At 71.0% G+C, this 15,633-nt stretch carries 11 protein-coding genes; 8 read left to right on the plus strand and 3 right to left on the minus strand.

Annotated features, from left to right (window positions below; translation table 11 throughout):
* Positions 1-156: 156 nt before the first annotated feature.
* Together AB0959_RS12045 and AB0959_RS12050 are read left to right on the plus strand one after the other, a co-directional pair.
* Positions 157-588, plus strand: coding sequence for an SRPBCC family protein (locus AB0959_RS12045; protein WP_366826241.1), 432 nt, complete (start codon positions 157-159; stop codon positions 586-588).
* Between the two features lie 146 nt (positions 589-734).
* Entirely contained in the window at positions 735-1,976 is a 1,242-nt protein-coding gene (locus tag AB0959_RS12050; RefSeq protein ID WP_366826242.1) for a DUF2235 domain-containing protein, read from the plus strand.
* Positions 1,977-2,105: 129 nt separating this feature from the next.
* Here AB0959_RS12050 and AB0959_RS12055 read toward each other — a convergent pair whose 3' ends face one another.
* On the minus strand, positions 2,106-3,335 hold the full coding sequence (locus AB0959_RS12055) for an MFS transporter (protein ID WP_366826243.1): 1,230 nt from the start codon (positions 3,333-3,335) through the stop codon (positions 2,106-2,108).
* A 78-nt stretch (positions 3,336-3,413) separates the two neighbouring features.
* Between AB0959_RS12055 and AB0959_RS12060 the strand changes: the two genes are divergently transcribed.
* The 4 genes from AB0959_RS12060 to AB0959_RS12075 all read left to right on the plus strand — a co-directional run bounded on the left by AB0959_RS12060 (position 3,414) and on the right by AB0959_RS12075 (position 8,214).
* Complete coding sequence (locus AB0959_RS12060; RefSeq protein WP_366826244.1) at positions 3,414-4,382, plus strand: ArsR family transcriptional regulator; 969 nt, start codon at positions 3,414-3,416, stop codon at positions 4,380-4,382.
* A gap of 213 nt (positions 4,383-4,595) precedes the next feature.
* Positions 4,596-6,626: a zinc ribbon domain-containing protein gene (locus AB0959_RS12065; protein ID WP_366826246.1), complete on the plus strand. Its 2,031-nt coding sequence runs from the start codon at positions 4,596-4,598 to the stop codon at positions 6,624-6,626.
* Positions 6,616-7,137, plus strand: coding sequence for a glutathione peroxidase (locus AB0959_RS12070; RefSeq protein ID WP_366826247.1), 522 nt, complete (start codon positions 6,616-6,618; stop codon positions 7,135-7,137). Before AB0959_RS12065 ends, AB0959_RS12070 begins: the two co-directional genes overlap by 11 nt.
* A gap of 156 nt (positions 7,138-7,293) precedes the next feature.
* Positions 7,294-8,214: a MerR family transcriptional regulator gene (locus AB0959_RS12075; RefSeq protein WP_366826248.1), complete on the plus strand. Its 921-nt coding sequence runs from the start codon at positions 7,294-7,296 to the stop codon at positions 8,212-8,214.
* 191 nt (positions 8,215-8,405) lie between these two features.
* Here the strand turns inward: AB0959_RS12075 and AB0959_RS12080 are convergent, their stop codons facing one another.
* Together AB0959_RS12080 and AB0959_RS12085 are read right to left on the minus strand one after the other, a co-directional pair.
* The gene (locus AB0959_RS12080) at positions 8,406-10,235 is read right to left on the minus strand and encodes an MFS transporter (protein ID WP_366826249.1); all 1,830 of its coding nucleotides are present in this window, start codon (positions 10,233-10,235) and stop codon (positions 8,406-8,408) included.
* 172 nt (positions 10,236-10,407) lie between these two features.
* On the minus strand, positions 10,408-13,110 hold the full coding sequence (locus AB0959_RS12085) for a D-alanyl-D-alanine carboxypeptidase (protein WP_366826250.1): 2,703 nt from the start codon (positions 13,108-13,110) through the stop codon (positions 10,408-10,410).
* Between the two features lie 240 nt (positions 13,111-13,350).
* Between AB0959_RS12085 and AB0959_RS12090 the strand changes: the two genes are divergently transcribed.
* Positions 13,351-14,106, plus strand: a complete 756-nt coding sequence (locus AB0959_RS12090) for a GPP34 family phosphoprotein (RefSeq protein WP_366826251.1) — start codon at positions 13,351-13,353, stop codon at positions 14,104-14,106.
* Positions 14,107-14,702: 596 nt separating this feature from the next.
* Positions 14,703-15,557: a helix-turn-helix transcriptional regulator gene (locus AB0959_RS12095; RefSeq protein ID WP_366826252.1), complete on the plus strand. Its 855-nt coding sequence runs from the start codon at positions 14,703-14,705 to the stop codon at positions 15,555-15,557.
* The last annotated feature ends 76 nt before the right edge of the window (positions 15,558-15,633 follow it).

A 15,633-nucleotide genomic window follows, 5' to 3' on the forward strand; every position in this document is an offset into this window, starting at 1 on the left:
CGCGCCGCCGGATCCCACCCGTCGGCCCGTCGACCCGGCGGCCCGTCGGCCCGTCGGCCCGTCGACCCGTGGCCTCGTCGGCCCGTCGGCCCCCGTGTTCCGGGCGCACACTGGAAGCAGAGGTCCGTGCGTCATGCGCGAACGTGGAGGTGAGCCATGAGCACCCTCGAAGAACACGTCGACGTCGGAGTCCCGATCGACAGGGCCTGGGACAGCCTCCATCGACTGGAGAACTATCCACGCTTCGTGGAAGGAGTGCGCGACGCCCGTACGGAGGCGCAAGACCGGGCGCGGCTGGACGTCGAGACCGGCGGCCGGGCCCGCGAGGTCGAGGCCGAGGTCGCCGACCGCGCGGGGGAACGTGTGATGGAGTGGCAGACCACGGGCGCCCCCGATCTCGCGGGTTCCTTCTCGCTGCAGCCGATCGACCAGAACCACACGCGGGTCCAGGCACGGCTCGAGTACGACCCGGACACGCTCAGGGACGCCTTCGGCGGGCCGAGGGGATTCGCCCAGGCGAACGCGATCGAGCGGCTTGTCCGCAGCGATCTGGAGCAGTTCAAGGAGTACGTGGAGCGAGGGCGGTGAAACAATCCCGCCCCCATGAATGGCGTGGCCCGAGGCGCAGTGCGATCATCAGATCGGGGCGGAACGCATCACTCTCAGCGACCGGGAGTTGCGGACGGATCTCCCCCTCCGGTTCCGGGTGAGCGTTGTCGTGGAGGATGGATGTCATGGCCAAGCGTCTGATCGTCTGCTGCGACGGAACGTGGAACCTCGCCGACCAGCCGAGCAAGACCAACGTCACCAAGGTCGCCCTGTCCGTGCGGCCGCGGTCCGCCGCCGGCATGGAGCAGCGCGTCTTCTACCACAGCGGAGTCGGCACGCGCCGTCTGGAACGGCTGCGGGGAGGGGCGTTCGGGGTGGGCCTGTCCCGGAACATCGTCGACGCCTACCGCTTCCTCGTCCACAACTACGAGCCCGGTGACGAGCTGTACCTGTTCGGGTTCAGCCGGGGCGCGTTCACCGCGCGCAGCCTGGCGGGGCTGGTGCGCAACTCCGGGATCCTGCGCCGCGAGAACGCCGACCGGGTCAAGGAGGCGTGGTCCCTGTACCGCGACCGGGTCGAGACGCCGAGCGGTACGGCGTCCACCCTGTTCCGCCGGGCGTTCTCGTACGAGCCGGAGATCCACTTCATCGGCGTGTGGGACACGGTCGGCGCGCTGGGCATCCCGGTTCCGGGGCCGCGCTGGCTCAAGCCGCTGGTGAACCTGGTCAACCGCCGCTGGGCCTTCCACGACACCGAGCTCAGCAGCCATGTGAAGGGCGCCTTCCACGCGCTGGCCATCGATGAGCAGCGCACCGCGTTCCGGCCGACGCTGTGGAGCCGCCGGCCCGACGACACCGACAGCGAGCAGGAGCTGCGGCAGGTGTGGTTCGCCGGGGTGCACAGCGACATCGGCGGCGGCTACCCGGAGACGTCCCTGTCCGACATCGCCCTGCTGTGGATGGTCCATCAGGCCCGCAGATACGGGCTGGAGTTCGACACCAGAGCGCTGAGCCCGGACGGGCCGCGTGAGATGAGCGCGGACCGGAGCACCGAGTTCAGGGTGCGTCCTCTCGTCATGGGCGAGCTGCACGACTCGCGCACGGGCCTGTACCGACTGTCCGGGCCGCTGCACCGGCCCATCGGGCGGACGGCGCACGACAACGGCGGCGGTGCCCTCGACGGCAGCCAGTACCTGGCCGTCCCCGCCAGGGAACGCCACGACGGGGACGCGGCCTACCGGCCGCCGGAGCTCGACACGTACCTCGCCGACGAGGCGGACGTACGGCTCGAACCGGTGCTCCTCGACCCTCGCGGCGGGGCCCTGTCGAACGCCGCGGCCGTCCTGCCGTCGCCCGACGGGGCGGGCCGGGCGACGCCCGACGCGAGGGATCGGGCGACGCCCGGGACGACCGACCGGACCACTTAGTCCGTCCGGCCCCCGTCTCCCGGACCGGTCGGGTCCTACGGACCGGTCTCCAATGCCAGGCGAACACCGTGCGGGGCCGCGGCGGGTCCCGGGGCGCCCGCTCTCGGACCACGGCGTCCCGCGCCCCGCTCACCCCGACCGCTGTCCGCCCTCCGCACGGGCCGCCTCCGCAGCGGCCGTCTCCGCAGGGTCCGCCCCGGCGAGCCACCGGGACCTCGCCCCCGCGAGCGCCAGCGTCACCACGACCGACGCCCCCGCCATCACCGCCATCGCCGCGCCCGGAGACGTCAGTTGGGCCACGGCCCCCGCGACGGCCGCGCTCACGCCCTGCAGGGCGAGCCTGCCCGCGGAGTCCAGACCCAGGGCGTGGCCGGTGAGGTGGTGCGGGGTGAGCGAGAGAAGGCGTTCCTGCTGGAGGAGGCTCGCGGCGAAGCCGACGGAGGCCAGGGTCGCGCAGGCCGCCGCCACGGCGAGCGGCGGACGCAGGGCGAACAGCAGGTACGGGGCGGCGAGGAGGAGCAGAAAGGGAGTGATCAGGCGGCGGCGCGCGGCGGGCGGGAGGAAGCGGCCCGCCGTCACGTCCCCGACCAGCATCCCGACCGCCGCGCAGGCGAAGAGCAGGCCGGCACGATCGGGTGCGTACGACACGAAGAGGGACTCACAGCCGACGATCAGGCCGTTGGGGACCCACAGGCCCAGGTAGACGGTACGGCGAGGAACGGACGACCACAGCTCGGCGTTCGTCCGCCAGGTCCGGGAGACCGAGGGACGCCCGGAGGCTCTGGGGGCGCGGCGGGCCAGGCCGAGGAACGAGACGAGGGCCGCTGCCGCGTACAGGGCCGCCGCCAGCAGGAGTGTGGTCGTCGGGGACAGGACCGCCACCAGGACGCCCCCCGTCGCGTACCCGGTGATCTGCATGATGCCGTGCATCATGTTGAAGACCGAGCGGCCCGGCAGATAGCCGTCCTCGGGCAGGATCTCGTTCAGCAGCCCCCAGCGGACTCCCCCGCTCAGCGACGCGACCAGCCCCAGGACGAGGATCACGGCGAAGACGGCCCCCAGCGGCAGCCCCGGCAGCGCCAACAGCGCCGTACCGGCCGCGAACGCCGCCGCCGTGCCCGACAGCGTCGCCCTCGGCGGTAGACGATCGGCCCCCGAGAGCAGCGTCGTCGCGCCCACCATCTGGGCCAGGGACGGTCCGAACATGCTCAGGGCCGACAGCAGCGGGGAGTCCGTCGCCTCGTACACCAAGGTGCCCAGCGCCAGACCGCTCACCGTCGAGGCCGCCACCTGGAGGGCCGAGGAGAGGAAGAGCGGAGTGAACTCGCGGGTTCGGAAGAGGTCTTGATAAGTGCGCATGGACGGAGGATCGGACGGTGCCGCGGAGCACCGTTACTGTTTCGCGGGTGAGCGAAACATGATCCCGGGGGGGCGTGGATGGGCTGGTGGCAGGTCAACGCCGACACCCTCGCCGGGAGCCGGTTCGTCGTCTCACCGCTCGCCGAGACCTTCGCGAGCCTGAAGGTGCTGCACGCCGGGGCGGGGGCGCATCCGGGCGAAGTGGCCTGGCTCGCCCGACATCTGCCCGCCTACCGGCGGCGGTTGTCCCGTGACCCGGTCACCGCGCTGCTCGTACGGGCCGGGCTCGGACGGGAGTGGATCGCCGACTTCCTCACGCCCGCCCCGCAGGAGAGCGCCGGCTTCGCCGAGGAGGTCGCCCGGGTGCGCGACACCGACCCCGCGGCCGCACGCGACCACCTCAGCGTCTCCCTCCGCGGCCCGCTCCCCGACCTCCTCCGGCGCGACGACCTCCCTCAACGCGCCGCCGATCTCTTGGAGTTCGTGTGGGAGGAGACCGTACGGCCGTATTGGGAGCGGCGTCGGCGCGTGCTCGAGGCCGATGTGCTGGCCCGGACCGCGCAGTTGGGCCAGGGCGGATGGAGCGCGGTGCTCGACGCGCTGCGGCCGGGCATGCGATGGCTGGGCGGGGACCGACTGCAGGTCAATCTGCACGAGTACCCGCCGCGCGAGATCTCCGGGGCCGAGCTGCTCTTCGTGCCGGTCACCGCGCAACGGCACGGATGGGCGTCCTGGGACGAGGGCGAGCGATATGCCGTCGTCTACCCGTGTTCGGGCGTACTCACCGGGGAGCCGGTCACGTCGTCCGTTCCCGCCGGACTCGGCACACTCCTGGGCGACGCGCGGGCCCGGGTGCTCGTGCTGCTGGACTCCCCCATGAGTACGACCCAGTTGGTGGCCCTCACCGGGCAGGGGCTCGGGTCCGTCGGACGGCATCTGCGGGTGCTGCTGGACGCGCGGCTGGTGCGCAGGCGGCGGGCCGGGCGGTCGGTGCTGTACTACCGGACCGCGGCCGGTGAGGTGCTCGTCACAGCTCAGCGGGGCTGAGACGGCCCGCCGTCCGCGGGACACCCGCCGGAGTTGGGCCGACGTGTTTCCTTTGTGATCCGTGGTGATCCGTAGTGGTGTGCCATGCGTCAGTGTCATGTCGCGAAGCAGACACCGTGAACCGGTGTCGTACGTGAGTATGTGGATCGAATGCGTGACCTTTCCGTGGGTGTGTCGTTGATCGGATGACAGCACTACGGGTGAGGGGCACCGGTGAGCCGGAGACTTGCGTTGGGCGAGGGTGAGACGGCCCGCACGGCCTGTGCCCGTGGTCTGCTGCGGTCGGGCGTGGTGGAGAAGACGGGCGAGGTACTGTCGTCTGCTGTGCTGGCCGAACGGGTGGGCTGGGCGGCTGATCTGGCGTCCGGCATGGCCGCCGGACTGCTGGCCGAGCACTGGAACGCAGCCGATGTGGGCCTGCTGGCCTCGGGCGTGGACGCGAGCGGCCGGGCGCTGCCGTCGAACGCGTGGATGGCGCTGCGGCGACTGGGCTGGACAATCAGCCCGCCCGGGGGTGTCCGTGTCAACGACCGGATTGTGCGCATGGCCCAGGAACAGGCCGGGCGCACTCTACGGTCGGCCGCCTGGCGGGCCGACCTGACCGCCGGGATCATCGCGACCTGGCCCGCCGATCCCGCGAAGCGAACCCCTGACGAGTGGGATGCCGTCCGTGAGGCGGTCCCTGATGGCCGTCACCTGCCCTGTGGCGTCATCAGGTCCCGCACCCGGCAGATCGCCGCCTTCGCAGGCAGGCACGGCCGTATGCCGGCCGACATGTTCGAACTGGAGGCCGCATCCCGCACGGCGCGGATGCTGCTGCTGTCCGCCTGCGACGGGCAGCAGGCCACCCTGGTCCGGGGTGATGATCCGGGCCGGGCGCTGCTGCGGCTGCAGCTGCCCGTCCGGCCCGATCCGTGCTCCTACCGGGACTGGACGTGGGTGGCCTGCCCGATCACGCTGCCGCCGACCGTTCCGGCGGGCGCGGTGCTGCATCTGCCCACCCTGCGCATCCACCAGGGCCGCATCCACGCCGACCTCGCCTACACCCACGCCGTACCGAAGACCCGGCGTAGTGGGCACACGATCGCGCTGGGTGTGGACTGGGGACTGAACACCCTGCTCAGCGTGGGCGCGGCCCGGCTCCATCCGGACGGCACAATCACCGCCCTCGGTACCGGGGCGCTGTTCCGGGCCGCCGGGGTGGGGGCAAAACAGCATCGGCTGCGGCGTGAGCTGGAATACCTGCACGCCAAGACGGGCCACTACGAACGCCTCATCGCCGCAGACGGCACGCATCCGCTGACGGGCAAACAGCGGGTGCTCGCCGAGGAGATCCGGTACGTCTGTGACCGCCGCTCCCACCTCAACGACGCCCTGGCCTGGTCCGCGGCACGGTGGACGGTCGACCAGGCCATCACCGCCCGGGCGAGCGTGATCTACGTCGAGGACCTGCGCTCGATGGAGGCCCGGGGCATGGGCCGCACCCTCAACACTCGCCTGTCCCAGCAGATCCGCGGACAGATCGTGGAGCGGATGCGGCACTTGGCCGCCGAAGCCGGCATCGCCGTCGTCACCGTCCCAGCCCGCGATACCTCCCGGAATTGCCCGCGCTGTCTCGTCCCGCTACGGCACCGCAAGGCTCCCGACCGGCCCACCACACCCGGCTGGAGATGGGCCATCTGCCCCAATCCCCAGTGTGACTGGCAGGGGGACCGCGACACCGGCGCGTGGCAGCGGATCGCCGCACGTGGCTTGGCCCACCAGACGAAGACCGTCACCGACCGCGCGACCGGCATCATGAGCATCCGCTCGGTAGTGGACAAGCTCGAAACCACAGCCGTGGTCACCCCGGCCACGAAGGCCAGCCGGGCCGACCGGTCCAAGACCGGCCCCACCCGGCACCGCACAACACGCCCCGCGCCCAGGCGACGCAGGGCACCCTCCCCCACCGGCCCCACAGGCCCGGCGGGCAAGCGTCCGGAGGGACACGCACCACCGGGCCGGATGCGGCTGCCCCGCGCAGCCCACCGGCACCAGGGCGTGACGACGATCAGCACACCCTCCCCCGGACTCCGTCCGGGAGGACCCCCACCCCGCCGACACCGGCCGAGAGGGGCAGCACTGGGCGCGGGCTTCCACCTGCACGCCCACGCCACCCCTCCACGATGGGCAGATCCCACGCCATACGCTATGTCTGACATGGGATCACCAACTGATCGGAGACGCTCCGCTCATGACTGCTGACAATACTGCTGCGAACGCTGCTGGGAACTCCGTGCTCGATGTCGGGATCGGTGCGCTGCAGGGCGGCTCCGCCGACCTCGCGCAGTACCACGGCAAGGCCGTCCTCGTTGTGAACGTGGCCTCCAAGTGCGGACTGACCCCGCAGTACGCGGGCCTGGAGCGGCTGCACGAGCGGTACGCGGACCAGGGTTTCACCGTGCTCGGCGTGCCGTGCAACCAGTTCCTCGGGCAGGAGCCGGGGACGTCGGAGGAGATCGCCGAGTTCTGCTCGGCGACGTACGGCGTGACCTTCCCGATGACCGAGAAGGCCGAGGTGAACGGGGAGGGACGGCACCCGCTGTACGCGCGGCTGGTGGACCACGCCGACGCCGAGGGCCACACCGGTGACATCCGGTGGAACTTCGAGAAGTTCCTGATCGGCCGGGACGGTACGGTCCTCGCCCGCTTCTCGCCGCAGACCGAGCCGGAGGCGGCGGAGCTCGTGGCGGCGGTGGAGAAGGCCGTCGGCTGAGCGGGTTCGCTCTCCTTTCCGACGTCGTTGACGTCGTTGACGTCGTTGACGTCGTTGACGTCGTTGACGTCGTTGACGTCGTTGACCTTGTCCCTGGGGCAAGGGGCAGCGTCTCCGTCGCCGGGCGGTGATCGCCCGGCGACGGAGGACGGGGTCATGTACACCGAGGATTGCGTGGTGGGCGTGGTGGGCGAGGAACCGCCGGCCGGGAGACCGCCGGTCCAGGACCTGCTGACCATCGGCGCGTTCGCCGCGCGGACGCGGCTGTCGGCGAAGGCCCTGCGGCTGTACGACCGGCAGGGCCTGCTCACGCCTGCGTACGTCGACGACGTGACCGGTTACCGCTACTACCGCGCCGACCAGGCCGAACGCGCCCGTCTCGTGGCGCTGCTCCGCCAACTCGACATGCCGCTCGCGCGGATCGCCGAGATCGTCGAGTTGGAGGAGCAGCAGGACGGGGAGCGGGCCGCGGACCGGGTCGCCGCGTACTGGGCGGCCGTCGAGGCGCGGCTGGCCGGGCAGCGGGCGCTCGTGGACTACCTCCGTGCACAGCTTTCAGGGAGGAGTTCCGAGTTGTACGGGAAGTTCGAGATCGCGACGGTGGACGTGCCCGAGCAGTGGGTGCTCGCGCAGCGGCGGCACGTGCTGGCCGACGAGATTCCCCTCTGGATCGGGGCGTCGCTGGGGCGGCTGGAGGAGGCCGCGCGGGTGTGCGGGGGCGTCGCCGGGGCGCCGTTCGTCACGTACTACGCCGAGGTCTCCATGGAGAGCGACGGGCCCGCGGAGGCGTGCGTGCCGGTTGCCGACGGGGGTGCCGCGCGGGCCTGGGCGGCCGGTCAGGGGCGGGCCTGGGAGACGCGGGCCCGTCTTGAGCCCGCGCGGCGTCTCGTCTACACGCGCATCAGCAAGGCGCAGGTCGCCAATCCGCAGATCCACGCGGCGTTCGACGCGGTGGAGGCGTGGGTCGGGCGGCAGGGCCTGGAGGTCGCCGGGCCGTGCCGTGAGGTGTACTTCGCCGACTGGGACGCGGCGGGGCCGGAGGATCCGGTGTGCGATGTGGCGTTTCCGGTGAGGTGACAGCTCCTGCCGGTGGGGGCGGGCCATGTTTCCTCGCCCCCGCCTGCGGGGTTTTCAGGGGCGCGGGGCTGTGTCAATATGCGGCTCCGCCACGATGGGGTCCCCCCCCCGCTCGAGCGAAGCCGAGAGTGGGGGAGCGACCAGCCACGCACACCCCGCGGCCTACCACGAACCCCAGCCACCCCACACCCTCAGCGGAGTTCCTCCGGGCACGGCGTGCCCCGCGGGAGCTGGTACGGCGCCGCGAGGCGGTACGTGCCCGCCCGGGGGGCCAGGAGCTCGGTCCACTTGTCGCCGAAGGCGTCCTTCTCCGCCTCCATGAGGCAACCGTTGACGTTGTCGTACTCCTTCGGCACACCGTCCCCCTCCCGCCGCTTCGACTCCTGCGTCTCCTGCGGCCCCCGAAGGCTCTTGCCCTCCTCGTCGACCACACTCAGCCACGGCGAGTACGGAATCCGGATCAGGACGCGCCCCGCCTTCCGGACCCGGAGGGTCATCTCTCCCTGGGCCGCCCGTTCGACCACGGCGTGCGGCTCCGCGAGCTGCGTCGGATCCGTCACCGCGAACAACTGCCAGTTGGCGTCGCCCCAGATCTGCTTCAGATACGGCATGCCCCGCTGAACGAGCTCCCGCTCACGCTCGCCCCCGTCCCCGTCCGGCTCGTCCTTCGGCAGGACGACGTAGTGCACGGCCCACCGCTTCAGCCAGTCGTGGTAGTTCGCGGAGTTGAGCGTGTCGTCGTAGAAGAGCGGGTTGCGCTCCATGTCCGCCTGCCGCATCCAGCCCCGCGCCAGGTTCACGTACGGCGCGAGAGCCGACGCCTCTCGGTGCGAACGCGCCGGAACCACCTCCACGCGGCCCTTCTCGGCGCCCACCACCTGGAGCTCGTTGACCAGGGGAGCCAGCTCCCGCGCCCACGAGGCCGCCGGTGTCGTGTGGACGACGTCGTCCACCGACTTGTAGCCGATCCACGTCGTGAAGCCGAGGAAGGCGATCACCGTGGCGTACCACTTGCGGGAACGCGGCACCGTGAACGGCAGCGCGGCCAGCAGCGTCACGCCCGCGAACAGCATCGGCAGGCGCGTGATGTTGGACCCGATCTGCGAGCTGACCAGCCAGACGAGGAGTACGGAGAGTCCGTACACGGCCGCCGTGATGCGTACCGTCGTCCAATCCTTGGGGACCAGGACGTAGACGAAGGCCGCGTAGATCACGGGCAGGGACGCCGATCCGACCGACATCGGCTGCGTGCCCGAGAACGGGAACAGCCAGGCCGACAGCGCCACCACCACCGACGGTGCCAGTCCCAGCGCCCAGGCACCGGGACGGCGCTTCTGCAGGAACAGCGCCACCGCCACCAGCCCGACGAACAGGCCCGCCACGGGTGACGCCATGGTCGCCAGCGCGGCCAGCGGCGCGGCGCACAGCGCCTTCGCCCAGCGCTTGTAGCGCCAGCGGTACGGCCAGCAGAACACGACCGCGGTCGCGCCCAGCGCGAAGACCGTGCCCAGACCGAAGGTGACCCGCCCGGACACCGCGTTGCACAGCAGCGCGAACACCCCGGCCAGCGCCGGCCACAGCGGCTGCCGCACCGCCCTGCTGCGCATCAGGACCATGGTCAGCAGGCCCGCGGAGGCCGTCCCGGCGATCATCATCGTCGTACGGACCCCGAGGACCGACATCAGGTACGGGGACACCACGCTGTACGAGACCGGGTGCATACCGCCGTACCAGGCCAGGTTGTACGCCGAGTCCGGATGCCGGCCGACGAACTCCGCCCACGCGTCCTGCGCCGCCAGATCCCCGCCGCTGTTCGCGAACGTGAAGAACCAGACGAGGTGGAGGAGGCCCGCGAGAGCGGTGACCAGGGTGACGGGGTGACGCAGGAAGCGCGTCGGACGCCCGGTCCCATCGGTCTCGGTCTTCTCATCTGCGCCGCCGCGGGAGGGTTCTGTTATTCGCGGGGCGGCGCCCTGTCCTGGATCGGCGTCGTCGGCGTGTGTCCGCTCCGCTGTCGCCACCTGAACGCACTCCCCGTGTCCCTCTGTACGTGTCCCGTTTCTCGTGCTCCGGCCGACCACGCGGCCTGCGACCGTCCCCGGTCTCGCGACGCTAGCACGCACCCCGCCGGTGAGCGCCGGTAGTTTCCGGGTGGCGCTCCGCCGGCGGGGCTCCGTGGCGACGCGGAGGCGGTCAGCCCACGCGGGTGAGCTTGCTGCCGAAACCGGGCTCGGCGAGGTCCGACTGGAGCGCGACGGGCACCTCGACGGTGTCCCCCTTACCGTCTCCGACGGTGAGGGAACCCACCTTGGTTCCGGTCGCGGCCTCGTGCGGGACCGCCTTGCCGTCTTCCGTCAGCGCCAGCTTGACGGTCTGCCCGGCCCAGCCCACCGCGGAGACGTCCTTGGTGGCGACGACCGGTGTGTGACCGCCGAGGCCGTCGTCGACGTACCCGACGACATCACCCTTCTTGAGGATCTTCTCGCTCGTCATCGCGTCCTGGGCGGCGATCATCGCGGTCTTGCTGACCGCGTTGACGGTGTCGATGATCGGCGCCGTGTGCTGGCCGAGGATCGCGCCGACGATGATGACGTTCTCGCCACCGACCTCCTTGGTGGCCGCGAAGAGCAGGTTGCCGCCGGCCTTGGTGGTCGAGCCGGTCTTGATGCCGATGGCGTTGTTGTAGGGGACGAGGCGGTTGAAGTTGGGCCACGTCGTGCCGGAGGGGTCCTTCCAGCTGGGCAGCCTGGTGATGTCCGTCAGCGCCTTGATCTTCACCAGTGCGTTGCCGAGCTTGACCTGGTCCTCGGCGGTGGAGACGGTCGTCTCCTGCAGGCCCGAGGGGTCGGTGTACGTGGTGTTGGTCATCCCGAGGTCCTTGGCGGCGGCGTTCATCTTCTTGACGAACTCCGCCTGGGAGCCGTTCGTGTCCCAACGCGCCAGCAGCCGCGCGATGTTGTTCGCGGACGGAATCATGATGGCCGAGATGGCGTCCTGCAGGGAGAGCTTGTCGCCCTTCTTGACGGTGTTCAGCGTGGACTCGTTCTGGGCGTCGTAGCCGCCCTCCTTCTCGGCGAGGGCGTCGACCGTGATGGAGGGGCCCTTGTCGCCGGGCTTCAGCGGGTGGTCCTTGAGGACGACGTACGCGGTCATCGCCTTGGCGACCGACCCGATCGGCACGGCCTTCTGCTCACCGAAGTTGTCCATCGTGCCGATGCCGGTCACGTCCATCGCGCCCTGGCCCTCCTTCGGCCACGGCAGGGAGAGCTTGCCGCCCTCGAAGGCGTAGGTCTTGTCCGCCGTCAGCGTGAGGGTGGGCGTCGGCAACGGGCGTACGGCCTGTACGACCGCAAAGATGATCACCAGCAGGGCGACCAGCGGGGTCCAGATCTTGACCCGCCGGACGATCGTGCGGACCGGAGTCGGAGGGGGCGGCGGGGTGTTCGTCAGCTCGGCCAGCAGGTCGATCGGCGGCTTGGGCGGCAGGGGCTGCTGCGCGGTCCGCTCGGGGCCGATCTGCGGGATGGCGGCCGTGGCGTCCGCGGGGGCGGTCCTCGGGGGCTCAGGAGGCGCAGAGGCGGGCTTCGGGGCCCTCGGCTCGTCGAGCGGCTTGAGGGCCACGAACTTGCTGGTGCGCTCGGACTCCGGCTCGGGCCTGTCGGCGGGCTTGCCCGAGGGCTTGTCGGCCGGCTTGTCGGCGGGCTTGTCGGCCGACTTGTCGGCGGGCTTGTCGGCCGACTTGTCGGCGGGCTTGTCGGCCGACTTGTCGGCGGGCTCGGCCTTCGAGTCCGCCGCGTCCTGCGGGTTCTTCGCGTCCTTCGAGTCCTGCGCGTCCGTCGGCTTCGTGCCGCCGCCCAGCTTGAGCATGGTCGTGGGCTGGTCCACGGCGGGCGGGCGAACCTTGAAGACGGCGGTGGGCTGGTCGACCTGGGGCTTGGAGTCCGTCTTGCCCTTGTCCGTGCCGGATTCAGACTCGGTGTCGGATTCCGTGTCGGTGTCGGATTTCGCGTCCGAGTCGGACTTGGGCTCGGGCTTGGGCTCGGACTTGGGCTCGGGCTCGGGCTCAGGCTTGGGCTCAGGCTTGGACTCAGGCTTGGACTCGACCTCGGGCTTCGCCCCAGGCTCAGGCTCAGGCTTCGACTCGGAGTCTGCGGCGGCGGGGGCCGGGGCGTCCGCCTCGGGCTCGTCGGACTCGGACTCGTCGACCTCGGACTCGACCGTCTCGGACTTCGCTTCCGTCTCGGTCTCGCTGTCCGCCGCAGCGGCCGTACGGTCGCCGTCGCGCTTCACGGCGTCCTCCGGCTCACCCTCCGTCTCGGACTGGCTCTCGGACTCGGACTCGGCTTCCTCGGCCTCCGCGGCGTCGTCGTCCTCGCCCTCCGACCGGCCGTCATCTCCGGTCTCCGCGGAGTCCTCGGAGTCTCCGGAGCCCGCGTCGGCTCCTCCGGTGGCCTCCGGGGCCTTGTCGCCGCCACCGTCACCGTCGCCGGCGGAACCCTCGTCGTCCTTCGCGGCCGCCGCGGAGCCGTTCTTTGACTCCGCCTCTGCCTCCGACTCCGCCTCCGACTCCGACTCCGCGGCCGAGCCTCCCGACGAACCCAGCCCGCGCTCGGCCTCCTCCAGGGCCCGCCGCGAGAACACCGCGGTCGCCTGGTCCACACCCACCGTGGCAGGGGCGGACGCCCCCGGCACGGAAACCTTTTCCTGGGCCACCGCCAGCCGAGGATCAGCCGAGGCCGATGCCGAGGCGGAGGCCGCACCGGCGCCCGCACTCGCGGCCGCGCCCGCGCCCGGCGCACTCGTGGCCCCCGACTCCGGAACCACGGACCTGTTCCCCGGCGTCGATCCCGTCGACGACTCGTACCGCTTCGACCTGTCGGGGAACTCGCCCGCCACCGATGCCTCCTCCTGCGCCGTCCCACTGCCGGAACGAGCGTTCTACCGAACCGTGAACCCCGCCCGGACACCGCCCTGTACCGCTGTCCGAACCATGTACCAGTGTCCTGTGTGCGGGCTTAACCGAAGCCGTAGACGAGAACGACATACCTACTGGTTCCACTACGAACTGGTCACGCACCCTCGACAGACCAATGTGAGAGGGGTCACCCTGTCATTCATCCACGCGGGGAGGCATGGATGGGCAGGAGCCGCAGAACACTTCCGGAGGAGCTTCTGTTGCTGGCACTGGACCCGACCACGGGTACCACTGCACAGCCGCAGTCGCTCGACCTTGGTCTGGCCGGAGCACAGCTAGTGGAGCTGGCGCTGGCCGGACGGATAGCCCCAGACGGGGATCGTATCGCCGTGGTGGCACCACGGCCGACAGGAGATCCAACTCTGGACTGCGCGTTGGAGTTGCTGCGAAGGCGCGGCGCTCCGGTACGGGCGGTCCACTGGATTGGCGGACCCCGGCTGGGGCTGCGCCAGACCTATCTCTCGCATCTGGAGCGGTGCGGCATGGTGCATGCCGTGGCGGGCCAGATGTGCGGGGTGCTGCCGACGACGCGCTACCAGGCGACGGACACGGCCATCAGCCGGGAGATCAGGTCCCGGCTGGATTCCGCGATCCGGACCGGCGTGCCGCCGGACCCACGGACGGCCGCGCTCGCCGCACTGGCCCACGCGGTCGGTCTCGGCAAGCACCTGTATCCCGGGAACGAGGGGCGGTCCTCCCGCTCCCGCCTCCGGGATCTGATCCGGCACGACCCCATGGGCGGCCTCGTGGCGCACGCCGTGATGGACGTCCAGAACGGTGTGGCGGTGCAGCCACGCCGTAGCCCGGCACCAGCCGGCCGCCCGGCGGGCGCCGGGGGCAGGCCCGCGCCGGAGCCCTCCAGGGGCGTTCCGATGCAGCCGCGCCGCGGCTCGATGGCGCGTGTCGTGGCTCACTGAGCCGCGGGCCACGACAGCGAGGCCGGAATCCCGGAAAGCACCGCCCGCACGCACCAGCGGGCACCACGAACGCAGCACCGCACCGCCACGCAGTACCGCACCGCCACGCAGTACCGCATCACACGGTGCCGCACCGCCACGCAGCACCGTCACAGCGCCGCGACGATCCGTTCATGGGCCCGAAGACCCGGTTCGGGAGCCGCCGGCTCGCGCGGGGCGTGTGAGGCCGCACGCGGTCCGTCCCGGACGAACCATTCGTCCGTCCGGGGCGACGCCGCGGTCTCACCGCCCCGCGCGGCCGCATGCCCGGTCGCGTGTCCGGGCGGTCGGCAGCATGTCCCGGCGGCATGTCCGGACGGCCGGCCGCACGCCCCGTCGAGCACCCGGATGAACGTCTCGCCGAGCACCCGGCCGCACGCCTGGCGGAATACTGGGCGGAATTCGGCCGGATATCACCCCCGGCAGGCACGCACACCCGAACTCGCGTGTGCACGGCGCATATCCGCCGTTTCCCAGCGGTAGTAAGCACCTTGGTGGCAATCTGCTCATTAGCAGATACTCAAAGTGTCAGGCCCGCAGCCGGAGGTGCACGTCCCGTGGCGTCCAATGTCAATCCCACTGTCAGGCGGCGCCGCCTGGGCCAGGAGCTGCGTCGGCTCCGCGAGCTCAAGGGCATGACGGCCGAGGAGGTCGCCGAGCGTCTGCTGGTCTCACAGTCGAAGATCAGCCGCCTGGAGAACGGCCGCCGCAGCATCAGCCAGCGCGACGTCCGCGACCTGTGCGGGGTGTACGAGGTCGAGGACCACCGGATCGTCGACTCGCTGATGCAGATGGCCAAGGACTCCCGCCAGCAGGGCTGGTGGCACGCCTTCGGCGACATCCCCTACAGCGTGTACATCGGCCTGGAGACGGACGCCGCCTCGCTCAGGGTGTACGAGCCCCAGGTCGTCCCCGGCCTCCTCCAGACCCCCGCCTACGCCGAGGCCCTCATCCAGGGTGCCCTGCCGGAGACCCCGACGACCGACGTGGAGAAACGGGTCCAGGTCCGACTGCGCAGGCAGGAACGAATCTCCGCCGACGAGCCCCTGCGCCTGTGGGCGGTGGTCGACGAGGCCGCCCTCCGACGGGCCGTCGGCAGCCGTCTGATCATGCGTGAGCAACTGGAGCAGCTCGTCGAGCAGTCCCAACTCCCTCACGTCACTGTCCAGATCCTGCCCTTCGAGATGGGCGCGCATCCCGGCCTGAACGGCCAGTACGCGATCCTCGAGTTCCCCGACGCGGCGGACTCCAGCGTGGTCTACATCGAGGGCGTCACCAGCGACCTCTACCTGGAGAAGGCCCACGACGTCCAGAAGTACAGCGTCATGTACGAACACCTCCGCGCCCAGGCCCTGAACGCGGAACAGTCACGCCAGTTCATCGCGGACATCGCGAAGGAGTACGCACGCTGACGGCCTGAGCGAGGAGCAGACGAGAAGCAGACGAGGACAAAGGGGCGACACCCTACACCCTCTCCTCATGAAAGCG

The sequence above is a fragment of the Streptomyces sp. NPDC046862 genome (assembly GCF_040704615.1).
Classification (GTDB): domain Bacteria; phylum Actinomycetota; class Actinomycetes; order Streptomycetales; family Streptomycetaceae; genus Streptomyces.